This window comes from Tessaracoccus defluvii, assembly GCF_014489575.1.
GTDB lineage: Bacteria > Actinomycetota > Actinomycetes > Propionibacteriales > Propionibacteriaceae > Arachnia > Arachnia defluvii.
Window position 1 is genome coordinate 2,861,970 of sequence record NZ_CP060789.1, and the last position, 17,449, is coordinate 2,879,418.

Consider the following 17,449-nt stretch of genomic DNA (forward strand, 5'->3'; position numbering starts at 1 on the left):
CCTCTGAGAGGCGCCTGCCAGGTCATCCACCAACCGGCGCTAAGTGACAGGAAACCACATGCTCCCCGGACTCCAGCAATCGCAAACCGGGGACTTCTGTACGACAGATTTCCTGCACGAACGGGCAGCGCGGATGGAATGGGCATCCCGAAGGAGGCGCCGCCGGCGAGGGCACGTCCCCTGTCAACACGATTCTCTCGCGTCGCTCTCCGAGGGTCGGACTCGGGATGGCCGAAAGGAGAGCCTGTGTGTACGGGTGTTGAGGCGAGGCGTACAGCTCTTCCGCCGGCGCCATCTCGATGATCCGTCCCAGATACATGACGGCGACGCGGTCCGCTATGTATTCGACCACGGACATGTTGTGCGAGATGAAGAGGTAGGTGAGCTGCCGCTCCTCCTTGAGCTCCTGGAGCAGATTCAGCACCTGGGCCTGGACGGAGACGTCGAGAGCGGAGACGGCCTCGTCGCACACCACGAGTTCCGGATTCACTGAGAGTGCCCGCGCGATTCCGATGCGTTGCCGCTGGCCACCCGAGAACTCGTTCGGATACCGGTCCATGAAGTCCGCGGGCAGGTTCACCGCGGTGAACAGGTCGGCGAGAATCTCCCGCTGCTCCGCCCTGTTCTTCGTGCGGTAGCGGGAGAGTGGTTCACGCATCTGCTGGAAGATGGTCAGCGCCGGGTTCAGCGAGGAGTACGGGTCCTGGAAAATGATCTGCAGGTTGGACCGGAGCCGGTCGAGTTCGCGCTCCCGGGCCGCGGCAAGATCGGTCGCTTCTCCCGCTCCGTGATACATCACCTCACCGGAGGTCGGCTTCACCAGGCGCAGCAGCGCCTTGCCCATGGTGGTCTTTCCGCAGCCGGATTCACCCACGATCCCGAGGACCTCCCCTCGGCGGATCTCGAGGCTGACGCCGTCGACCGCCTTCACCTGCCCGACCGTGCGCCGGAAGACACCCTTCCGGATGGGGTAGTGGACCTTCAGGTCGCTGACGCTCAACAGGTTCTCAGTCATCGTCGTTGCCTTCGGTGGACGGATACAGCCAGCACGACACGTCGTGGGTGGCCGACAGCTGGGTGACCGGTGGCTGCTGGACGCAACCCGGCATGGCGGAGTCGCAGCGCGGTGCGAACTGGCAGCCGGGCGGCCGGTTGTAGGCATCGGGCGTGGCGCCTCGGATGGGGGACAACTGCTGCCGCCTGCCCCGTCCGAGGATGGGCATGCTCGCCAGCAGCGCCCGCGTGTAGGGATGCCGGGGAGAGGCGAGGACGTCTGCCACCGTGCCGGTCTCGACGACCTTGCCCATGTACATGACCGCGACGTCGTCGGCCATCTCTGTGATCACGCCCATGTCGTGGGTGATCAGCATCGTCGCCATGTCCCGGTCGCGCCGCAGCCGGTCGATCAGTTCGAACACCTGGGCCTGGATGGTGACGTCGAGGGCAGTGGTCGGCTCGTCGGCGATCAGCACCCGCGGTTCGCAGGCCATCGCCATCGCGATCATCGCCCGCTGCCGCATGCCGCCGGAGAACTGGTGGGGAAACTCGTCGACACGGATCTCCGGGGACGGAATGCCCATCTCCGCCAGCAGTTCGATCGCCCGCGTGCGTGCCTGCGCCCGGGTCAGGCTGCGGTGGAGCCGCAGCATCTCCATAATCTGCCAGCCCACCGTGTACACCGGATTCAGCGACACGATCGGGTCCTGGAAGATCATCGCGATCTCACTTCCCCTGATCGCGCGCATCTCGTCCGAGCCGGACGGATACGACGCGATGTTCACCGTCTTCCCGTGGTTTCGATAGAGGATCTCGCCGGACTCGATCCGTGCCAGGTCAGGGAGCAGCCGCATGACGGAGGAGGCAGTGACGGATTTGCCACACCCCGACTCCCCGACAATGCCGAGCACCCTGCCCGGATAGAGCGCAAGCGACACTCCGTCGATGGCCCGATTGACGCGGCCGTCCTGGTAGAAGTACGTCCGCAGATCGCGCACCTCCAGGACAGGTTCGCGGTCGGTCACTGCTGGTTCAGCCATGGCTCACCCCTGTTGGCTCGGGTCGGTCGAATCGCGCAGCCCGTCACCGATGAAGTTCACGGACAGCACGAAGATCGAGATGACGAGCCCGACGGGAAGCCACATCCACCAGGCGTTGTTCAGAATGGTCAGGTCATTGGCGACGTTGAGGATGTTCCCCCAGGTCGGGATCTCCATCGGTACACCGAGGCCCAGGAAGCTCAACGACGACTCCTGCAGGATGAACATCGCCGTCGAGAGGGTGACGTTCACCATGATCGGACCGAGTGCATTGGGCAGGATGTGCTTGGCGCACACGATCACCTTGTTGATGCCGAAGGCCCGCAGCGCGGCGATGTACTCCTCCTCGCGGATCGACAGGGTCTGCGAGCGGGCCATGCGGTACATGGAGCCCCAGCCGGTGCCGATGAAGATGATCATCAGGTTGCCGAGGCTCTGGCCGACGATCGACACGAGCAGGAGCACGAGAACGATCTGGGGGAAGGCCATCACCATCTCCGAGATCCGGAAGACGACCTTGTCGACCCACCCCCCGACGTAGCCCGCGTAGATCCCGAGCGTGACGCCGATCACCGCGGCCCCCAGTGCGGAGCCGAGACCGACGAAGATCGAGACCCGGCCTCCGTAGAGGATGCGGGACAGGACATCGCGGCCGATCTTGTCCGTCCCGAGCCAATGCTCCGCGGACGGCGGCTTCAGGATCGTCGTCAGGTCCATCTGGGCGGGGTTGTACGGGGCGAGCAGCGGGGCTGCGAGGCTGGCCAGGACGATGACGCCGAAGACGATCAGTCCCAGTGTCGACAGCCTGTTGTTCAGCATGCGGCGTAGTTGGCGGTTCGTGACCCAGCGGCGCTTCCTCTCCTGCCCTTCAGCAGCGAGGATGGCGTCCATCTGACGATCGAGGGCGCGGGCCCTTCGGGTCTGTGTTGCCATGCTTCACTCCAACCTGACGCGGGGGTCGATCCACGCCGTCACGAGGTCGACCACCAGGGACGAGATCAGCACCGCACTCACGGAGAGCAGCGTGATCATCATGATGAGCGGATAGTTCTGGCCCCTCACCGCGGTGATGAACTCCAGTCCGATGCCGGGCCACTGGAAGATCTGCTCGATGACGACGGAGCCGCCGATGAGGATCGGCAGTCGGAAGCCGACGAGGACGACCACAGGGGTCAACGCGACCCGGAACCCGTGGATCAGGTTCACGCGCCACTCCGGCATGCCCTTCGAGCGCGCTGTCACGACGAAGGCCTTGTTGCGGGCGTCCAGCATGGCTGCGCGGGAGTACCGCATGACACCCGCCGACATCGCGACACCGAGCGCCATAGCGGGCAGGAACAGATTGTCCAACTGCTGGACCCACGAGGTGTCCCCCGGCTCGATCCTCCCGGCCGCGGGGAACCAGCCGAGTCTGATGGCGAACACCGACACCAGGACGAGACCGAGGAAGAACTCCGGGATGGACAGACCGATCATGCCGAGGACGGTGAGACTGTTGTCGACCGCGGTGCCGCGGCGCAGGGCGGAAACGACACCGAGCACCACGCCGGCGGCGCTGGAGAAGATGAGGGCGGCCACCGAGAGTTGCAGGGTCGCCGGCAGCTTGGCGGCCAGGATGCCACTGATGGGCTGCCCCGACGAGAGCGAGAAACCGAAGTTCCCTGTGAGGACCCCCTGGAGCCAGAGCCAGTAGCGCACCAGGAACGGTTGATCGAGTCCCAGGGCCTGCCGCATCGCGTCGAGCTGCTCCGGTGCCAGGCTGGCTGCCTCGGGCCCGATCATGTAGCTCACCGGATCGCCGGGCATCAGTTCCAGCCCGAGATAGACGAGAAACGTGAGCACCAGGAGCATCGGGATGAGCATGAGGATCTTGCGAATGATGTAGCTGATCATGTTCACCTTCCCGGGCGGACGACGACGCGGTGCCGTCGCCCGCTCGGCTGAGGATTACGGCTTCGGGAACGAGTTCACGAAGAAGAGCCGGGTGTAGAAGACGTCGACGGACTCGGTCTTCATGCCGGGGACCTGGGCGATCGCGAGCACGTCGTCGATCGACTTCGAGTAGGCGTAGTCGACGGTGCCGGCCTGGACGTTCTTGACCAGGTTGGGGTCCGACTCACCCGACGGATACTGGCGCACCTGGTCGATGACGGGACGGCCTTGCCAGTAGCCCTCGAACGCCTCGTAGAGGGCGTAGTCGCCCATCTTGATGTCGACCGCCTTGAACGGGCCCGATCCGATGGGGTTCTGGAAGTACGGGTCCTGCTGGAAGGTGAGCGGGTCGGACGACGCCAGGTGCTTCTGCGGCAGCGGCGGAAGCTGCGAGAACGTCGTCAGCGCCATCGAGTCGAGCTCCGAGAACGTGAAGACGACCTGCTTCCCCGACACGGTGATGTCGCTGATCTTCTCGAGCGTGCCGGCGAAGACGGTGTGCACGGTCGGCACCTTCTTCGCGAACTCGAACGTGAACTTCACGTCCTCGGCCGTGATGGGTTCCCCGTCGTGCCAGGTGATCCCGTCGCGCATCGTGAAGGTGATGGTCAGCCCGTCGTCGGAGATCTCGTAGTTCTCGGCGAGCTGGCCGGCCTTCGGCACCAGGTTCTCGTCGGCGACGATCAGGTGGTCCCACATGATCTTCTGCGAAAGCAACACGCCGGGGTTGAAGAACGGCATGTCGAAGAACTCGACTGGGCCGCCGTTGGTGCGCAGCGTCTTCTTGCCGTCGCTGCCGGCCGGGATGTCCCAGGTGTGGATGGCCCAGTCGTAGTTGTACTGGTCGTTGCCGAACGCGGCGCCCTTGCGGTCGAGCTTGTCCGAGTAGGCGATGAACACCGGCTGGTAGTACAGCGGGATCCCGGGAAGGTTCTTGCTCTCCCAGTTCACGGTCTCGTGGAACGCCTTCGCCTGCACTTCAGGATCGGCCGAGGCGCTGGTCTCCTCGATGAGCGCGGTGTACTCCGGGTTGTCGGGCCAGTAGGAGTTGCCACTGTAGGTCGGCAGGAACCGGTTGTAGTACTCCTGCGGTGCGAGCGCCGCGATCGCGGCGTAGGCCAGGTCCCACTTCACACCGGAGGGGCCGGCGACCGGATCGTCAGGCTTGACCCAGAGCTGCGAGGCGAGGTCGCCTTCGAGCTTGCGCGGCTTGACCTTCATGCCGACCATGTCGAGGTACTGCTGGACCGCGGCCATGAAGTCGACGGTCGCCTGGTCGCCGTAGTAGTAGACGAGATCCAGCTCGCGGCTGGAATCCCAGCCGGCCTCAGCCAGCAACTGCTTGGCCTTCTCCGGGTCGTACGCGTAGGCCTCCAGGCCATTCGTCGGCTTGAAGGGGCCGTCGGGCATGAGGGTGTTGGCGGGCTTGGCGGCGCCTTGGAACAGGGACTCCGTCACCGACTTCATGTCGATGGCGTACGCCATGGCCTGGCGGACCCGCGGGTCGGCGAGCACCTCGCCGCCGGCGGGGATGGCCGTGGCTCCCCCGCTGGTGACGACGGACCCCGGGGTGGAGGCGGTGCCGACGGGTTCGCCGCCGCAGGCAGCGGCCAGGGGTAGGATCAGGGCTCCGCCCAGAACAGTGCGACGCTTCATCAGAACTCCTTTGTCTCGATGTGTGCGGTGGCGGGACGGCCGAGCTGCCCGGCCTCCCAAGTGACGTAGCTGTCTGTCAGCTCGTTGATCTTCGCGACCGCCTCCGTGGAGAGCGGACGCTGCGGGGCGCAGGTGCGCCAGGAGGAGAGGACTCCTCTGCGGGTCATGGCGGCCTTGAATCCGCCGATCGCCTGCGCCGGCCCGACGAGATCGGGGTCGGCGTAGACAATGTCGAAGAACTCCTCGAGCCGGTCCTGCCAGGTGACGGCGGTCGCCCAGTCGCCCCGACGGGCGGCGTCGTAGAGCTGGACATAGCCGGCGGGCGCGACGTTGCCGAGCCCTGGGACCACGCCGTCGACGCCCATGAGCAGGTTCGCGTCGACGACGACCTCCGTCCCGGTGAACACGCGCAGCGGGCTACCGGCGGCCTTGTTGAGGCGGATCAGTCGCCGCATGGCACCCTGGTCGCCCGAGCTGTCCTTGACCGCTGCGATCACGCCGTCGAGCGCGAGGCGGACAAGCATGTCGGAATCGAGCTTGGAGTGCACAGCGACGGGGATGTCGTAGGCGACGACGGGCAGCGGGCTCCGCTCCGCGATCCAGCGGAAGTGCGCCTCGATGTCCGCCGTGCAGGTCTTGGCGTAGAACGGTGCGGTCACAATGGCGTAGCCGGCGCCGATATCCGCGGCGCGTCGTGCGTGGTCGAGGACCCGCGTGGCGGACGTGTCGATGCAGCCGGCGAGCACGGGAAGCCCCTGGCTGGCCTCCACGATGGTGGCGAGCGCCGTGTCGCGCATGGCATCGCTGAGGAAGCCGACCTCCCCTGACGATCCGAGGGCGAAGAGCCCGTGCACCCCGCCGTCGGCGAGTGAGCCGCACAGGCTCCTGAGGTCGTCGGTGTGGACGTCGCCGTTCGCATCGAACGGGGTTACCAGGGGTGGGATCACACCGGTGAGCAGGTCAGTCACGCGTTTGTTCCAATCACTCGGCATTGAGGTTCAGGACAGTCATGGGATGTCCGATGACATGATAATACAGATAGATTCGACCCTGCGATAGGGAGTCGCATCACAGTTTGATAACGACCGGGAGGGCTCGTGCGGTCGCGAGGGGCCACCAGAGTGCGCAGCGCCGGACGGCGGGAGCTACGACGCGTCGCCTGGGAACATAGGGTGGCAGTTGTCGTTCTATCGAGATCACGAATGGGGCCTGTTGAGGATGATGATGAGCCGCATCACACGGGTGCCTGTGGCACTCGGGGAGCTTGCTCCGGAGCAGCCCAAGGGCCAGCAGTTGTACGCGCTGTTGGAGGAACTCCTCGTGAGCCTTCCCGAAGGCAGCGCCATCCCCTCCGAACGCGCGCTTGCCGAGCGCTACGGCGTGGCCCGCATGACAGTGCGGAACCAGATCGAGGAACTGGCACGAGCCGGGCGCGTGACCCGGGTCATCGGTAAGGGCACCTTCGTCGCCAAGCCCCGCGTCCCCATCGCCCCCGGCCTCCCCTCCTTCTCCAACGAGATCGCCGCACTGGGCATGTCCCCCGGCGTCGCACAGGCCGAGGTCACCACGCTCGTTGTCGACGACTCGTCGCCCGACCAGGTGCAGATCTGGAGGGACCACCCGATCATGTGCCTGCGTCGCGTGCGCACCGCAGATGAGATACCCATGTCGATCGAGCAGACATACCTCTCTCTGGACCGCTTTCCAGGCCTGGAGACCGCACCGTTCAAGCAGATATCGATCCGCGACTTCCTGCAAGATGAGTACGGTTGCCACGTCGTGCGGGCAGAGCGTCGGTTCACGGTGGCTCGGCTGGAGGGTGCGGACGCCAGGCAGTTGCGCGTCAGCGATGGAAGCGCAGCCTTCCTGTCGGAAGTAACGACCTTCGACGAAGCAGACAACGTCATCGAGATCGGCACCGCCCTGATCCGCGCCGACCGTTTCGAGATCCGCATGTCGGTCGACACCCGCGACTGAGGCGCCGCTCCCCTCGCCCGCCACCGCCGCATCCAGCAGATCGGGGTGGCTGGCACACACTCGCCAAAGTGGTATAGTCCACCTCATGCCACAGAGTCGCGGTGCAGTTACGAAGCCCTCCCTCAGGGATGGGTCTTCTCGTTCCCGGGCCCGCCTTCGCGGCCTCGTCCCGCCTGCGGTCTGGATCACACCGACCGTTGCCGTCATCCTCGCCGTGATCGCCTTCCCGGCTGGATACTCGATCTGGCTGTCCTTCATGAAGACGAACCAGATCGGCCAGATCAAGGGATTTGTGGGGCTCGACAACTACGCGGCACTCTTCCGGGAGCCGATGTTCGGTCCGGTCGTCGCGAACACCTTGACCTGGCTGGTGGTGGTCGTCTCTTTCACGATGGTGCTGTCTCTCGCCCTCGCGACCTTCATGAACACTCAGCCCCGCGGCGAGCGATTCCTGCGATTCTGTCTCATCGTTCCCTGGGCATCGGCACTGGTGATGACGAGCACGGTGTGGCGGTTCATCCTCGAGGGCCGCTCGGGCATGCTCAATCGGATACTCAACGACCTGGGCATCCTCGTGGGCTACCCGGACTGGTTCAAGGACCCATCCACGGCGTTCATGTCCGTGATGCTGGTGGGGATCGTCACGTCCATCCCCTTCAGCACCTACGTTCTGCTGGGCGGCATGAAGACGGTTCCCACTGACCTGATCGAGGCTGCTGGTATGGACGGCGCCAGCTCATGGCACACCTGGACAAGCGTGGTGCTACCCAGCATCCGGCCCACGATCTTCGTCGCGATGGTTCTCAACCTGCTCCACGTGTTCAACGCGTTCACCATCATCTGGGTCATCACAGGCGCCAGCGCCGGCAACATCGCCGACACGACCGTGACGTGGTTGTACAAGATCGCGTTCACGGTGCAGCTGGACATGGGCAAGGCCGCGGCGTTGGGCGCGCTGAACTTCCTCTTCCTGATCGTGCTGATCGTCGGCTACATGTTCCTGGCCCGCCCATTGGGCAGCGACGGCACTCCCGGCCGGACCTCGCTGCTTGTCCGAGCCCTCCGAGAGTCGCTCAGCGACTGGGCGATCGGCCGCGGCATCGCGCTGCGTCGCCTGCTGGCCCCGCTCGCCCCCGGCTGGCGACGCACGACTGGCTGGCTCCGTGCGCCTCTGGCGACCCTCGTGGCGATCATCATCAGCCTGTTCTTCCTGATGCCCTACATCGTCATGTTCCTTTCCTCTTTGAAGACCACCAAGGAACTCTGGTCGATGCCGGCGACCTACCTGCCGACCGAATGGCGGTGGGAGAACTACATCGAGGTCTGGAACAAGATCGATCTAGCCCAGTACTTCCGTGTCAGCCTCACCGTCGCCGGCCTGACCACCTTGCTGGTCCTGGTCGTCGCCCTCCCAGCCGCCTACATCGTCTCCAGGGCACAGTTCAGGGGTCGGTCGGGCTTCCTCGCGTTGATCCTCATGACACAGATGCTGCCTGGAGTCGCTGTCGTCATCGGCATCTACCGCGAGGCGGTTCTCGTAAACGCGATCGGCGAGTACTGGTTCATCATCCTCGTGAACACAGCGTTCAACCTGGCCTTCGCCGTGTGGCTGCTGTACGCGAACATCGCCGCCGTCCCCATCGAGCTGGATGAGGCAGCCACGATCGACGGGCTCGGACGCCTCGGCATCCTGATCCGCGTGATCACCCCCCTCATCAGCGGGGGTCTCGTCACAGTGATCGTCTACACGTTCATCGGCGTCTGGAACGAGTTCCTCCTGGCCCTGACCGTCTTCAACGACCCCTCGCGGGAACGTGTCGTTCTGACGGTGGGCATCAACAAGTTCGTCGGGGTCTTCGAGACCAATTACCAGTACCTGTTCGCAGCCTCGCTGATGGCCATCGTGCCTGCAGTTGTTCTGTTCTCGCTCATCGAGCGTCGCCTCGTCGGTGGACTCACCGCCGGCGCAGTCAAGTGATCCCATCCGCCCTGAACCCCAGGACCAAGGAGTAACAATGAAGTTCCGTACCGTCCCTCTCGCCCTCGGCGCTCTCTCGCTCGCGCTGGCTGGATGCTCCGCGGAGCCGGGAGGAACTCCTTCCTCCCAGCCCGCTTCCTCTCAGTCCGGCTCCTCCCCCACCGAGGGTGCGAAGTCCCTCTCCATCGTCCTGGCGCAGTATTCGCCCAAAACACAGGACCACTGGAACGAGATCATCGACGAGTTCAAGGTCGATCACCCCGACGTCGAGGTCGACCTTCAGGTGCTGGATTGGGGAGCACTCACACCCACCGTCAACACCCTCATCCAGACGCAGCAGTATCCTGACATCCTCAACTTCGGCAACTGGGCCAGCTACGCCGCTGAAGGCCTCCTCTACCCTGCCGAGGACGTGCTCTCGCAGACGATCATGGACGACTTCCTCCCAGCCTTCGCAGAGAACTCCAAGCTCGAGGGAGTGCAGTACGCGATGCCGATGGTGGCCTCGGTGAACGTCCTGTATTACAACAAGGACATCCTCGATCGCGCTGGGATCACGGCACCACCGGCGACATTCGAAGAGCTCATCCAGCAGTGCTCCAAGATCAAGGAACTCGAGGAGGACATCGTGCCCTTCGCCGTGGCTCTCGGCGCCGTGGGTGGCACGGCTGAGGCCGCCCTGTGGACGTACTCAGGCGGCGGAGACTACTTCAAGGACGGCGAATGGGTCATCGACAGCGACACGAACGTGGAGACGTTCGAGTTCATCAAGCAGCTCACGGCCGACGGCTGCACGCAGCCGAACCCCGGTCAGACGAACACCGGTGACGGCACCTACCCCTGTTCCAGCAGGGCAAGGCCGCCATGGCCTACGGCACTCTCGGTACCGGCGCATTCACCACGCCGGCACGCGAAGCTGGCATCGACTTCGGGACGGCGACCTACCCGACCGCGGGCGGCGCCGCCCCCTGACGCTCGGGATCCAGGACAACCTGCTCGCCTTCAAGAAGGACGGCAACCAGCAGCTGATCGCCGACCTCCTGACCCGCTACTACGAGGCGGAGCACTACGCCAGCGTCGCCAAGACAGAGGGCGCCTTCCCGACCACCAAGTCGGCACTCGATATCACGATCAACGATCCTGAGACCGGGCTCACGCCTGCCGACCTGGACCTGATGGAGCAGTCCCGGTTCTACCCGACGACGCAGCCTGGCTGGACCGGCGTCAACGCCCGGATCAAGTCGGACATCGGCCTCGCGGTGACCGAGGGCAACGACACCAGGCAGGTGCTGGCTGCCATCCAGGAAGCCTCGAAGACCGAATGACCCGCGACGGTGTGCAGGTCCTGAGAATTGTGCATGTCTCGGACCTGCATCTGGAACCGGAAGCAACCGAGCAGTACCCCGGGCTCGCATCCCGACTGGAACGGTCGCGCGCCGCGATCCTTCGCCTCGAGCCGGATTTCGTCGTCGCCACAGGCGACCTGACGAACCGGGGATCCGTCTCGCCTGCCGATTTCACCCTGGCCAAATCATGGCTCGACAGGTTGGACGTCCCGTACCTCACCGTGCCGGGAAACCATGATCTGGGGGCAAACCGCCTCCGTGGCCGGCTCCATCCGATGGAAGCATACGAGGATGTGGAGTTCGCAGAGACCGGCTACGCACAGACTTTCGGGACCGAACCCATCCGCAGCATGGACCTCCATGGACTCCAGATCGTCGGAATCGCTCTCCGCGAGGACGACCCCGACGACGCCTTGGGCCAGCTGCGGCTGTGGCTGCGTGAGGCGATAGGTCCGGTGGTCGTGGTTGGCCACTATCCCGTCGTCGTTCCGAGAGCCTGGTCCAGCGACGAGGCTTTCGCGGCCATGGGCTATGTGGACCGGTCGGCGGTCGCACTCACCCGGGTGATCGACGATAACCCCCAGGTCATCGCCTACCTGTGTGGGCATGTTCACCTCACCTCTCTGCGCAGGATCAATTCCCGCTGCCTTCAGTTCACTGCCGGCGGCCTCGGCCCCGGCGCCTCTTCTTTCCGCGTCTATGACTGGGACGGCGCTACATGGAGGTACTCGACCGTCGACACCGAAGGGCCCAGGATCTTCTGGGAGACAGGCATCGAGGAGGCACGCAAAGACCCGTTGTTCTCATCGGGCACCGACGCCGAGCGCCAGGGCAGCTGGACACCGGACGTCACCCCAACCACAGGAACCAAGGAGCAAGCGTGACCCCCGACTTCTCGACTGCGCCGCGTCCGACTTCGCGTCGATGACCCGGCCGGACCTGCTGGAGGCAATCACTGCCGCAGAGGGACGCACCCTGATCTGCGAGACCTCTGCACTCACCGAGCCACTGATCGCCGGCATCACGAACGCAGAGGTCGCGGCCAGCCTTGCGGCCGACATGATCCTGCTGAACTTCCTCGACGTGGACGATCCGGTGATCAACGGGCTGCCGGGCGATACCCCGATCGCGGACTCTGTCCGGACGCTGAAGCGCCTTGCGGGGCGACCTGTGGGAATCAACCTCGAGCCAATCGACGCCCGATACGAACCGGACCCTGCGGACCCCTATTTCGTTCCGCCGGGACGGCGCGCCACTCAGGCCAATGCCCTGAGAGCCGCGGAGCTCGGGGTCGACCTGATCGTCTTCACCGGGAATCCCGGCGCGGGGGTCAGTAATCACACCATCGCGGATGCCGTCGCCGAGGCGCACGAGGTCGTCGGGGACCGGTTGGTCCTCGCTGCGGGTCGGATGCATGCGGCAGGCGTGTTCGGGCCCCAAGGAGGCCTGCTGACCCTTGCTGAGGTCGACGCCTTCATTGATGCCGGTGCGGATATCGTCCTTCTCCCCGCTCCGGGAACGGTGCCGGGCGTGACTCTCGAACTGGTGCACCCACTCGTTTCCCGCGTCCACTCCCGGGGTGCGCTGGTGATGACCACCATCGGCACCTCACAGGAAGGCTCGGACGAGGCGACCATGCGTCAGTTCGCGCTCACAGCGAAGATGGCCGGCGCCGACCTGCATCACATCGGTGACGCCGGTTACAGCGGGATCGCCACGCCGGAGAACATCTTCGCCTACTCCATCGCGGTGCGCGGACGGCGACACACGATCGCCCGCATGGCCCGTTCAGTTCTCCGCTGAGCCGGCAACGAGTTCGCCGAGACACACAGGGGCCGGGACGACTGATCGTCCCGGCCCCTGTCCGCGTCCACTCCGGCGGCCCGGCTCACTGCTGGTAGGGCGCCCCGCCCTGGTGGCCGGCGGCCGGCGGGTAGCCCGGCACAGACGGGTACCCCGGATAGCCCGAGGCCGGCGGGTAGCCGCCGGGATTCGTGGGCTGCGTAGGCACCCCGGGGCGCCCGATGATCAGGGCCACAGCCGTGCAGATGCCGGAGACGATGTTGGGAACCCCCACGATCATCCCGTACCAGGCGAAGCCGATCGATTGGGAGATCTGGTGCCCGAACAGGCCGAGCAGGACGCCGATCCCGTTGGTCACGGCAGCAACCGCGAGCAGGATCCGGGGCACCCCGCCGCTTCGCACGACGCCGACGATGAACAGCGCGAGCAGCAGGGCCGGGATGATCAGCGACATCCACTGAGGCAGGTTGAGAGACATGGCGACGCTCCTGTCTGGGCGGCGACCTGGTGTCGCCCCCGGAAAGGTATCAAGCCAGTGCGTCAACCTCGGCCGGTTCCTCCGACCCGGCCTCGGCGTCTGCGCCGCCGTCGAGCTGCTTCAGCCCGATCACGCAGCCGACGATCCCAACCAGGAACAGCGCCTTGAGCCACGACATCGCCTCGGCGCCGGTCGCCACCGAGTAGCCGACGGTCAGGACGGTGCCGACGCTCGTCCACACGGCGTAGGCGGTGCCGGTGGGGATGTGCTGCATCGCGAACGACAGCCCCACGACGGAGGCGACGGTGGCCACCAGGAACACCAGCGTCGGAGCGAGATCGGTGAAGCCGTTGCTGGCGGACAGCGCGTTGGCCCAGACTGCCTCGAGGACGGCACTGAGCAGCAGCACGGGCCACGCCAGGCCGCGGGGAATGCTCGTCGCGCCCCTCATGCGAGCGCCTTCAGCCCGACGACGCACGTCACGATCCCCAGCAGGAGCAGCACCTTTACCAGCCCGGCCCGCTCGGCGCCCGTGATCATGGCCCAGAGCACGGTCAGGGAGGCGCCGGTGGCGGTCCAGACGGCGTACGCGGTGCCCGTGGGGAGGGTGTTGAGTGCGAAGCCGAGCCCGAGGAGACTCGCGATCGACGCGACGACGAAGACCAGCGTCGGCACCCGCCGGCGCAGCCCGTCCGAGCGGCCGAGCGCGGTGGCCCAGACGGCCTCCAGCACGCCGGATGCAAGGAGAATGACCCAGTCCATTCGGGAATGTCCCTTTCGTTGACGACGGTTGGCCAGTCTTGTCATCACCGGGTACTGAACCGTCGTCCGGGGCGGGATCGCCGTCCCACAGGGTAGCAAACGCTGGGGCGGGGCCGCCCCGGGGCCGGTGCCCGGTGCTAGCGTCGTGTCATGTCCGATTCCCCCGTGCGCGCCGCGACGCCCCTCGACCGGATCGCCGACGCGTTCGTCGACACGATCGCCACCCTCAGCCCCATGATCGCCACCGACATCGGCGTGGCCGGCGACCCGCGGGCCATCGACGACTTCTCGCCCGACGGCCTGGCCGCAGTGGCCGATGCGACCCGCGAGACCCTGCGCCAGGTGGAGGCCGCCGTCCCCGTCGACGCGATCGACGAGGTCACCCGGGCCGCCATGATCGAGCGTCTCTCGCTCGACCTCGAGCTGTACGACGCCGGCGAGACCCACGCGGAGCTCAACAACCTGGCCTCCCCGCTGCAGTCGATGCGCGCCGTGTTCGACCTGATGCCGACTTCCACCGACGACGACTGGGCCGACATCGCTGCCCGCATGCAGGCCGTGGCAGGCGGCGTCGACGGCTACATCGCCTCCCTGCGGCATGCCGCCGACCGCGCGCACGGCCCCTTCCCGGCCCGCCGTCAGATCGACATCGGTATCGACCAGGCCCGTGACATGGCAGCCCTGGAGGGTTTCTGGGCGCAGCTGGCCTCCGGCGCGAAGGTCCCCTTGACGCTGGCCGCCGACCTGACACGCGGCGCCGACGCGGCCCGCTCCGCCTACGGGCGACTCGCAGAAGCGCTCGCCGACCTGCGCGGCGGAGCCCCCGAGGACGACGCGGTCGGGCGCGAGCGCTACCAGCGCTTCTCCCGCCGCTTCCTGGGTGCGACGGTGGACCTCGACGAGACCTACGAATGGGGCCGCGAGCAGCTGGCCAGCATCCTCGCCGAGCAGGACGACATCGCCCACCAGCTCTACGGCGACGGCACCACCACCGTCGAGGCGATGGCCCGGCTGAACGACGACGTCACCCGGCAACTGCACGGGACCGACGCCCTGCAGCGGTGGATGCAGGAGACCTCCGACGCGGCGATTGCCGCCCTGAACGGCACGCACTTCGACATCGCCGAGCCCCTGCGCACCCTCGAGTGCTGCATCGCCCCGACCCAGGACGGCGGCATCTACTACACCGGGCCCAACGCCGACTTCTCGCGGCCGGGCCGCATGTGGTGGTCGGTTCCGCCGGGCGTCGACGTGTTCTCGACCTGGCAGGAGAAGACGACGGTGTACCACGAGGGTGTCCCGGGGCATCACCTGCAGATCGGGCAGGCCGTCTACCGCGCCACCGATCTGAACAAGTGGCGCAGCCTGCTGTGCTGGGTGTCGGGTCACGGCGAGGGCTGGGCCCTGTACGCGGAGCGGCTGATGGCCGACCTCGGTTTCCAGGACGATCCCGGCGACCGGATGGGCATGCTCGACTCGCAGCGGCTGCGGGCAGCCAGGGTGGTGCTCGACATCGGCGTCCACCTCGGCAAGGAGTTCCCCGGCGGCGGCACCTGGAACGCTGACAACGCGTGGGACTTCCTGCGCGAGAACGTCAGCATGCAGCCCGACTTCCTGCGTTTCGAGCTCGACCGTTACCTCGGCTGGCCCGGGCAGGCGCCGTCGTACAAGGTGGGCCAGCGGCTGTGGGAGCAGGCCCGCGACGAGGCCGCCACACGGAAGGGCGACGCCTTCGATCTGCGCGACTTCCACCGTTCGGCCCTCGACCTCGGCTCCGTCGGGCTCGACGTGCTGCGGGCCGCCCTGCGCAACCTCTGACCCCGGCATGCTGCCGCGCCGCATCCTGCTGACCACCGGCCTCGGCCTGGCCGTCGCCCCTGTCGTCGCCTGTGGGCGTCGCGGCGGGGGCGACGGCGGGTCCAGAGGCGTCGACGGCGGTGGCGGGGGCGGGGGCGGCCAGGCCGCGTGCCGGGTGCCTGACGCGCTGGCGCCCATGTCGGAGGTCGCAGGGGCGCCGCTCAGCTACGCGGAATCCGGCACCCGGCAGTCCTTCGACGCCGATCCGGCCTTCGCCGCGCTGCTGCAGCAGTGGGCAGGCGAATGGGTCGCCGCCGCCGGCCTCGGGGCTCTGATGGAGGTGTCCACCTACGGCGCCTACGTCGACAAGTGCCCCTCCTGGCACTCCGCCGGCAGGGCCTTCGACATCGCCGAACTCGTCCACGAGAACGGCACCGTGTCGTGCCGCTACGACCTCTGGGGCGACGACCCGTCCCGGCTGCGCAGCTACTGGCGCTTGGCGGCCTCCCTCTCGACGCGATTCACCTACACGCTCGGCTACCCCTACAACCTGGCCCACCACAACCACCTGCACGTCGACAACGGCGTCAACGGCTACGAGGCTCCCTCCCACAACGCCGGCTCGGCGGCCCAGACCACCGTGGTGCAGGGGGTGCTGCGTCACGTCTTCGGCGCCGACGTGTCGTTGACCGGCAGCTACGACGACATCACCCGGGAGGCTGTCCGGGCGGTGCAGCGCGACCACGGCATCGTCGACCGGCTTGCGACACCGGCAGGCTGGCGCGCGTTCCTCGACGCAGCCGTCGCCCGCAGCTGAGGATCAGCGCAGCGGCATCCGGCCCGACGTGACGGTGACGCCGTCGCCCCGCAGACCCGCCAACGCAGCGCGCTGCAGGCTGGAGTCCTGCGGCAACGAGTCGAGATCCACCTCACCGCCATCCCTGGTCTCCCGGTGAAAGCCGAAGAACAGTGCGTCGCGGCGCCCGTCCCCGGGTTCTCCGTAGGGTTCGAAGCGGGCGGCGAACCGCGCCACGTTCGAGGTGGCGGGCAGCCGCTCGGACAGCCCGGCATCCAGCAGCCAGGAGGTGCAGGTGAAGCCGGTAATCTCAAAGTCGGAGTAGGCGGGCAGCGCCACCTGCCGGGCCAGCTCCAGCGAGGCGTCGACCAGCTCCGGCGTCAGCGGCCCCGCCTCGGGGATGTGGCAGCCGAGGGAGGAGGTCTCCGGTTCGAGCGTGTACTGGAGCCGTCCGAGCCACAGGAGTGAGCCGCTGTAGTTGGTCGCCACCCAGCCTCCGGCGCCGAGGCCGAATCCGCCGTGCACCAGGCGGTGGATGTGGACCTGCTGGCCGAGGTCGGAGGCCGAGCGCCACGCGGTCTCCTCGTCGACGCCACGTCCGGTCAGCACCGCCACCATCTCGGGGGCGACGCTCACCAGCGCGATCAGCAGGGGGAAGTCGGTGCCGAGCCGGTGCGGTCGCGGCTCCTCCCCGACTGGATTGACGCGCTCTCCGACGCGGCCGAGGTTGCCGCGCAGCAGTCCGGTGAGCCGCTCGATCTCAGCGTGGTCTCCAGGGGTCAACCGGGGCAGGCGCGCGAGCAGGTCGGCGGCGTCGGCGGGACGGAACCCGAGCAGCTCCAGCAATCCGGGCGTGATGGCGTCCATGATCTCCTCCGACGGGCGTCG

17 protein-coding genes, 1 pseudogene and 1 riboswitch are annotated in these 17,449 nt (G+C 66.7%); of the genes and pseudogenes, 8 read left to right on the forward strand and 10 right to left on the reverse strand.

What is annotated here, in order from left to right:
* Positions 1-22 precede the first annotated feature (22 nt).
* The 6 genes from H9L22_RS13585 to H9L22_RS13610 are packed head-to-tail and all read right to left on the reverse strand — an operon-like array spanning position 23 to position 6,592.
* A complete protein-coding gene (locus H9L22_RS13585) occupies positions 23-1,015 on the reverse strand; it encodes an ABC transporter ATP-binding protein (RefSeq protein WP_187720392.1) in 993 nt (330 codons plus the stop codon).
* A complete protein-coding gene (locus H9L22_RS13590) occupies positions 1,008-2,036 on the reverse strand; it encodes an ABC transporter ATP-binding protein (protein WP_187720393.1) in 1,029 nt (342 codons plus the stop codon). Before H9L22_RS13590 ends, H9L22_RS13585 begins: the two co-directional genes overlap by 8 nt.
* 3 nt (positions 2,037-2,039) lie before the next feature.
* Positions 2,040-2,969, reverse strand: coding sequence for an ABC transporter permease (locus tag H9L22_RS13595; protein ID WP_187720394.1), 930 nt, complete (start codon positions 2,967-2,969; stop codon positions 2,040-2,042).
* A 3-nt stretch (positions 2,970-2,972) separates the two neighbouring features.
* Positions 2,973-3,929, reverse strand: a complete 957-nt coding sequence (locus H9L22_RS13600) for an ABC transporter permease (protein WP_187720395.1) — start codon at positions 3,927-3,929, stop codon at positions 2,973-2,975.
* A 54-nt stretch (positions 3,930-3,983) separates the two neighbouring features.
* Positions 3,984-5,624, reverse strand: a complete 1,641-nt coding sequence (locus H9L22_RS13605; RefSeq protein WP_187720396.1) for an ABC transporter substrate-binding protein — start codon at positions 5,622-5,624, stop codon at positions 3,984-3,986.
* Positions 5,624-6,592: a dihydrodipicolinate synthase family protein gene (locus tag H9L22_RS13610; protein WP_226965864.1), complete on the reverse strand. Its 969-nt coding sequence runs from the start codon at positions 6,590-6,592 to the stop codon at positions 5,624-5,626. The genes H9L22_RS13605 and H9L22_RS13610 overlap by 1 nt, the downstream gene beginning before the upstream one ends.
* Positions 6,593-6,848: 256 nt before the next feature.
* Here H9L22_RS13610 and H9L22_RS13615 point away from each other — a divergent pair, with 256 nt between their 5' ends.
* From H9L22_RS13615 to H9L22_RS13640, 6 genes and pseudogenes are all read left to right on the forward strand, one after another.
* On the forward strand, positions 6,849-7,601 hold the full coding sequence (locus H9L22_RS13615) for a GntR family transcriptional regulator (protein WP_187720398.1): 753 nt from the start codon (positions 6,849-6,851) through the stop codon (positions 7,599-7,601).
* Positions 7,602-7,815: 214 nt separating this feature from the next.
* On the forward strand, positions 7,816-9,579 hold the full coding sequence (locus H9L22_RS13620; protein WP_187720399.1) for an ABC transporter permease: 1,764 nt from the start codon (positions 7,816-7,818) through the stop codon (positions 9,577-9,579).
* Positions 9,580-9,616: 37 nt separating this feature from the next.
* Entirely contained in the window at positions 9,617-10,723 is a 1,107-nt protein-coding gene (locus tag H9L22_RS13625) for an ABC transporter substrate-binding protein (protein WP_187720400.1), read from the forward strand.
* 31 nt (positions 10,724-10,754) lie between these two features.
* Positions 10,755-10,904 carry a hypothetical protein gene (locus H9L22_RS13630; RefSeq protein ID WP_187720401.1) on the forward strand — a complete coding sequence of 50 codons (150 nt, stop codon included), beginning with the start codon at positions 10,755-10,757 and terminating at the stop codon, positions 10,902-10,904.
* Positions 10,901-11,809 (forward strand): metallophosphoesterase family protein, encoded by a 909-nt coding sequence (locus tag H9L22_RS13635; RefSeq protein WP_187720402.1) that lies wholly within the window; start codon positions 10,901-10,903, stop codon positions 11,807-11,809. The genes H9L22_RS13630 and H9L22_RS13635 overlap by 4 nt, the downstream gene beginning before the upstream one ends.
* Before the next feature lie 22 nt (positions 11,810-11,831).
* Positions 11,832-12,728, forward strand: a pseudogene (locus H9L22_RS13640) (DUF7916 family protein); the annotation flags it as partial.
* Between the two features lie 85 nt (positions 12,729-12,813).
* Here H9L22_RS13640 and H9L22_RS19050 read toward each other — a convergent pair.
* The 3 genes from H9L22_RS19050 to H9L22_RS13655 are packed head-to-tail and all read right to left on the reverse strand — an operon-like array spanning position 12,814 to position 13,968.
* Positions 12,814-13,206, reverse strand: coding sequence for a hypothetical protein (locus tag H9L22_RS19050; RefSeq protein WP_226965865.1), 393 nt, complete (start codon positions 13,204-13,206; stop codon positions 12,814-12,816).
* 49 nt (positions 13,207-13,255) lie between these two features.
* The gene (locus tag H9L22_RS13650; protein ID WP_226965866.1) at positions 13,256-13,657 is read right to left on the reverse strand and encodes a DMT family transporter; all 402 of its coding nucleotides are present in this window, start codon (positions 13,655-13,657) and stop codon (positions 13,256-13,258) included.
* On the reverse strand, positions 13,654-13,968 hold the full coding sequence (locus H9L22_RS13655; RefSeq protein WP_187720404.1) for a DMT family transporter: 315 nt from the start codon (positions 13,966-13,968) through the stop codon (positions 13,654-13,656). The genes H9L22_RS13650 and H9L22_RS13655 overlap by 4 nt, the downstream gene beginning before the upstream one ends.
* Positions 13,969-13,995: 27 nt before the next feature.
* Positions 13,996-14,058, reverse strand: a riboswitch (guanidine-III (ykkC-III) riboswitch).
* 60 nt (positions 14,059-14,118) lie between these two features.
* Here H9L22_RS13655 and H9L22_RS13660 point away from each other — a divergent pair.
* Together H9L22_RS13660 and H9L22_RS13665 are read left to right on the forward strand one after the other, a co-directional pair.
* Positions 14,119-15,786 (forward strand): DUF885 domain-containing protein, encoded by a 1,668-nt coding sequence (locus tag H9L22_RS13660; protein WP_187720405.1) that lies wholly within the window; start codon positions 14,119-14,121, stop codon positions 15,784-15,786.
* Positions 15,787-15,793: 7 nt separating this feature from the next.
* Entirely contained in the window at positions 15,794-16,582 is a 789-nt protein-coding gene (locus tag H9L22_RS13665; RefSeq protein ID WP_187720406.1) for an extensin family protein, read from the forward strand.
* A 3-nt stretch (positions 16,583-16,585) separates the two neighbouring features.
* Here the strand turns inward: H9L22_RS13665 and H9L22_RS13670 are convergent, their stop codons facing one another.
* Complete coding sequence (locus H9L22_RS13670) at positions 16,586-17,428, reverse strand: acyltransferase domain-containing protein (RefSeq protein ID WP_187720407.1); 843 nt, start codon at positions 17,426-17,428, stop codon at positions 16,586-16,588.
* Positions 17,429-17,449: the final 21 nt, after the last annotated feature.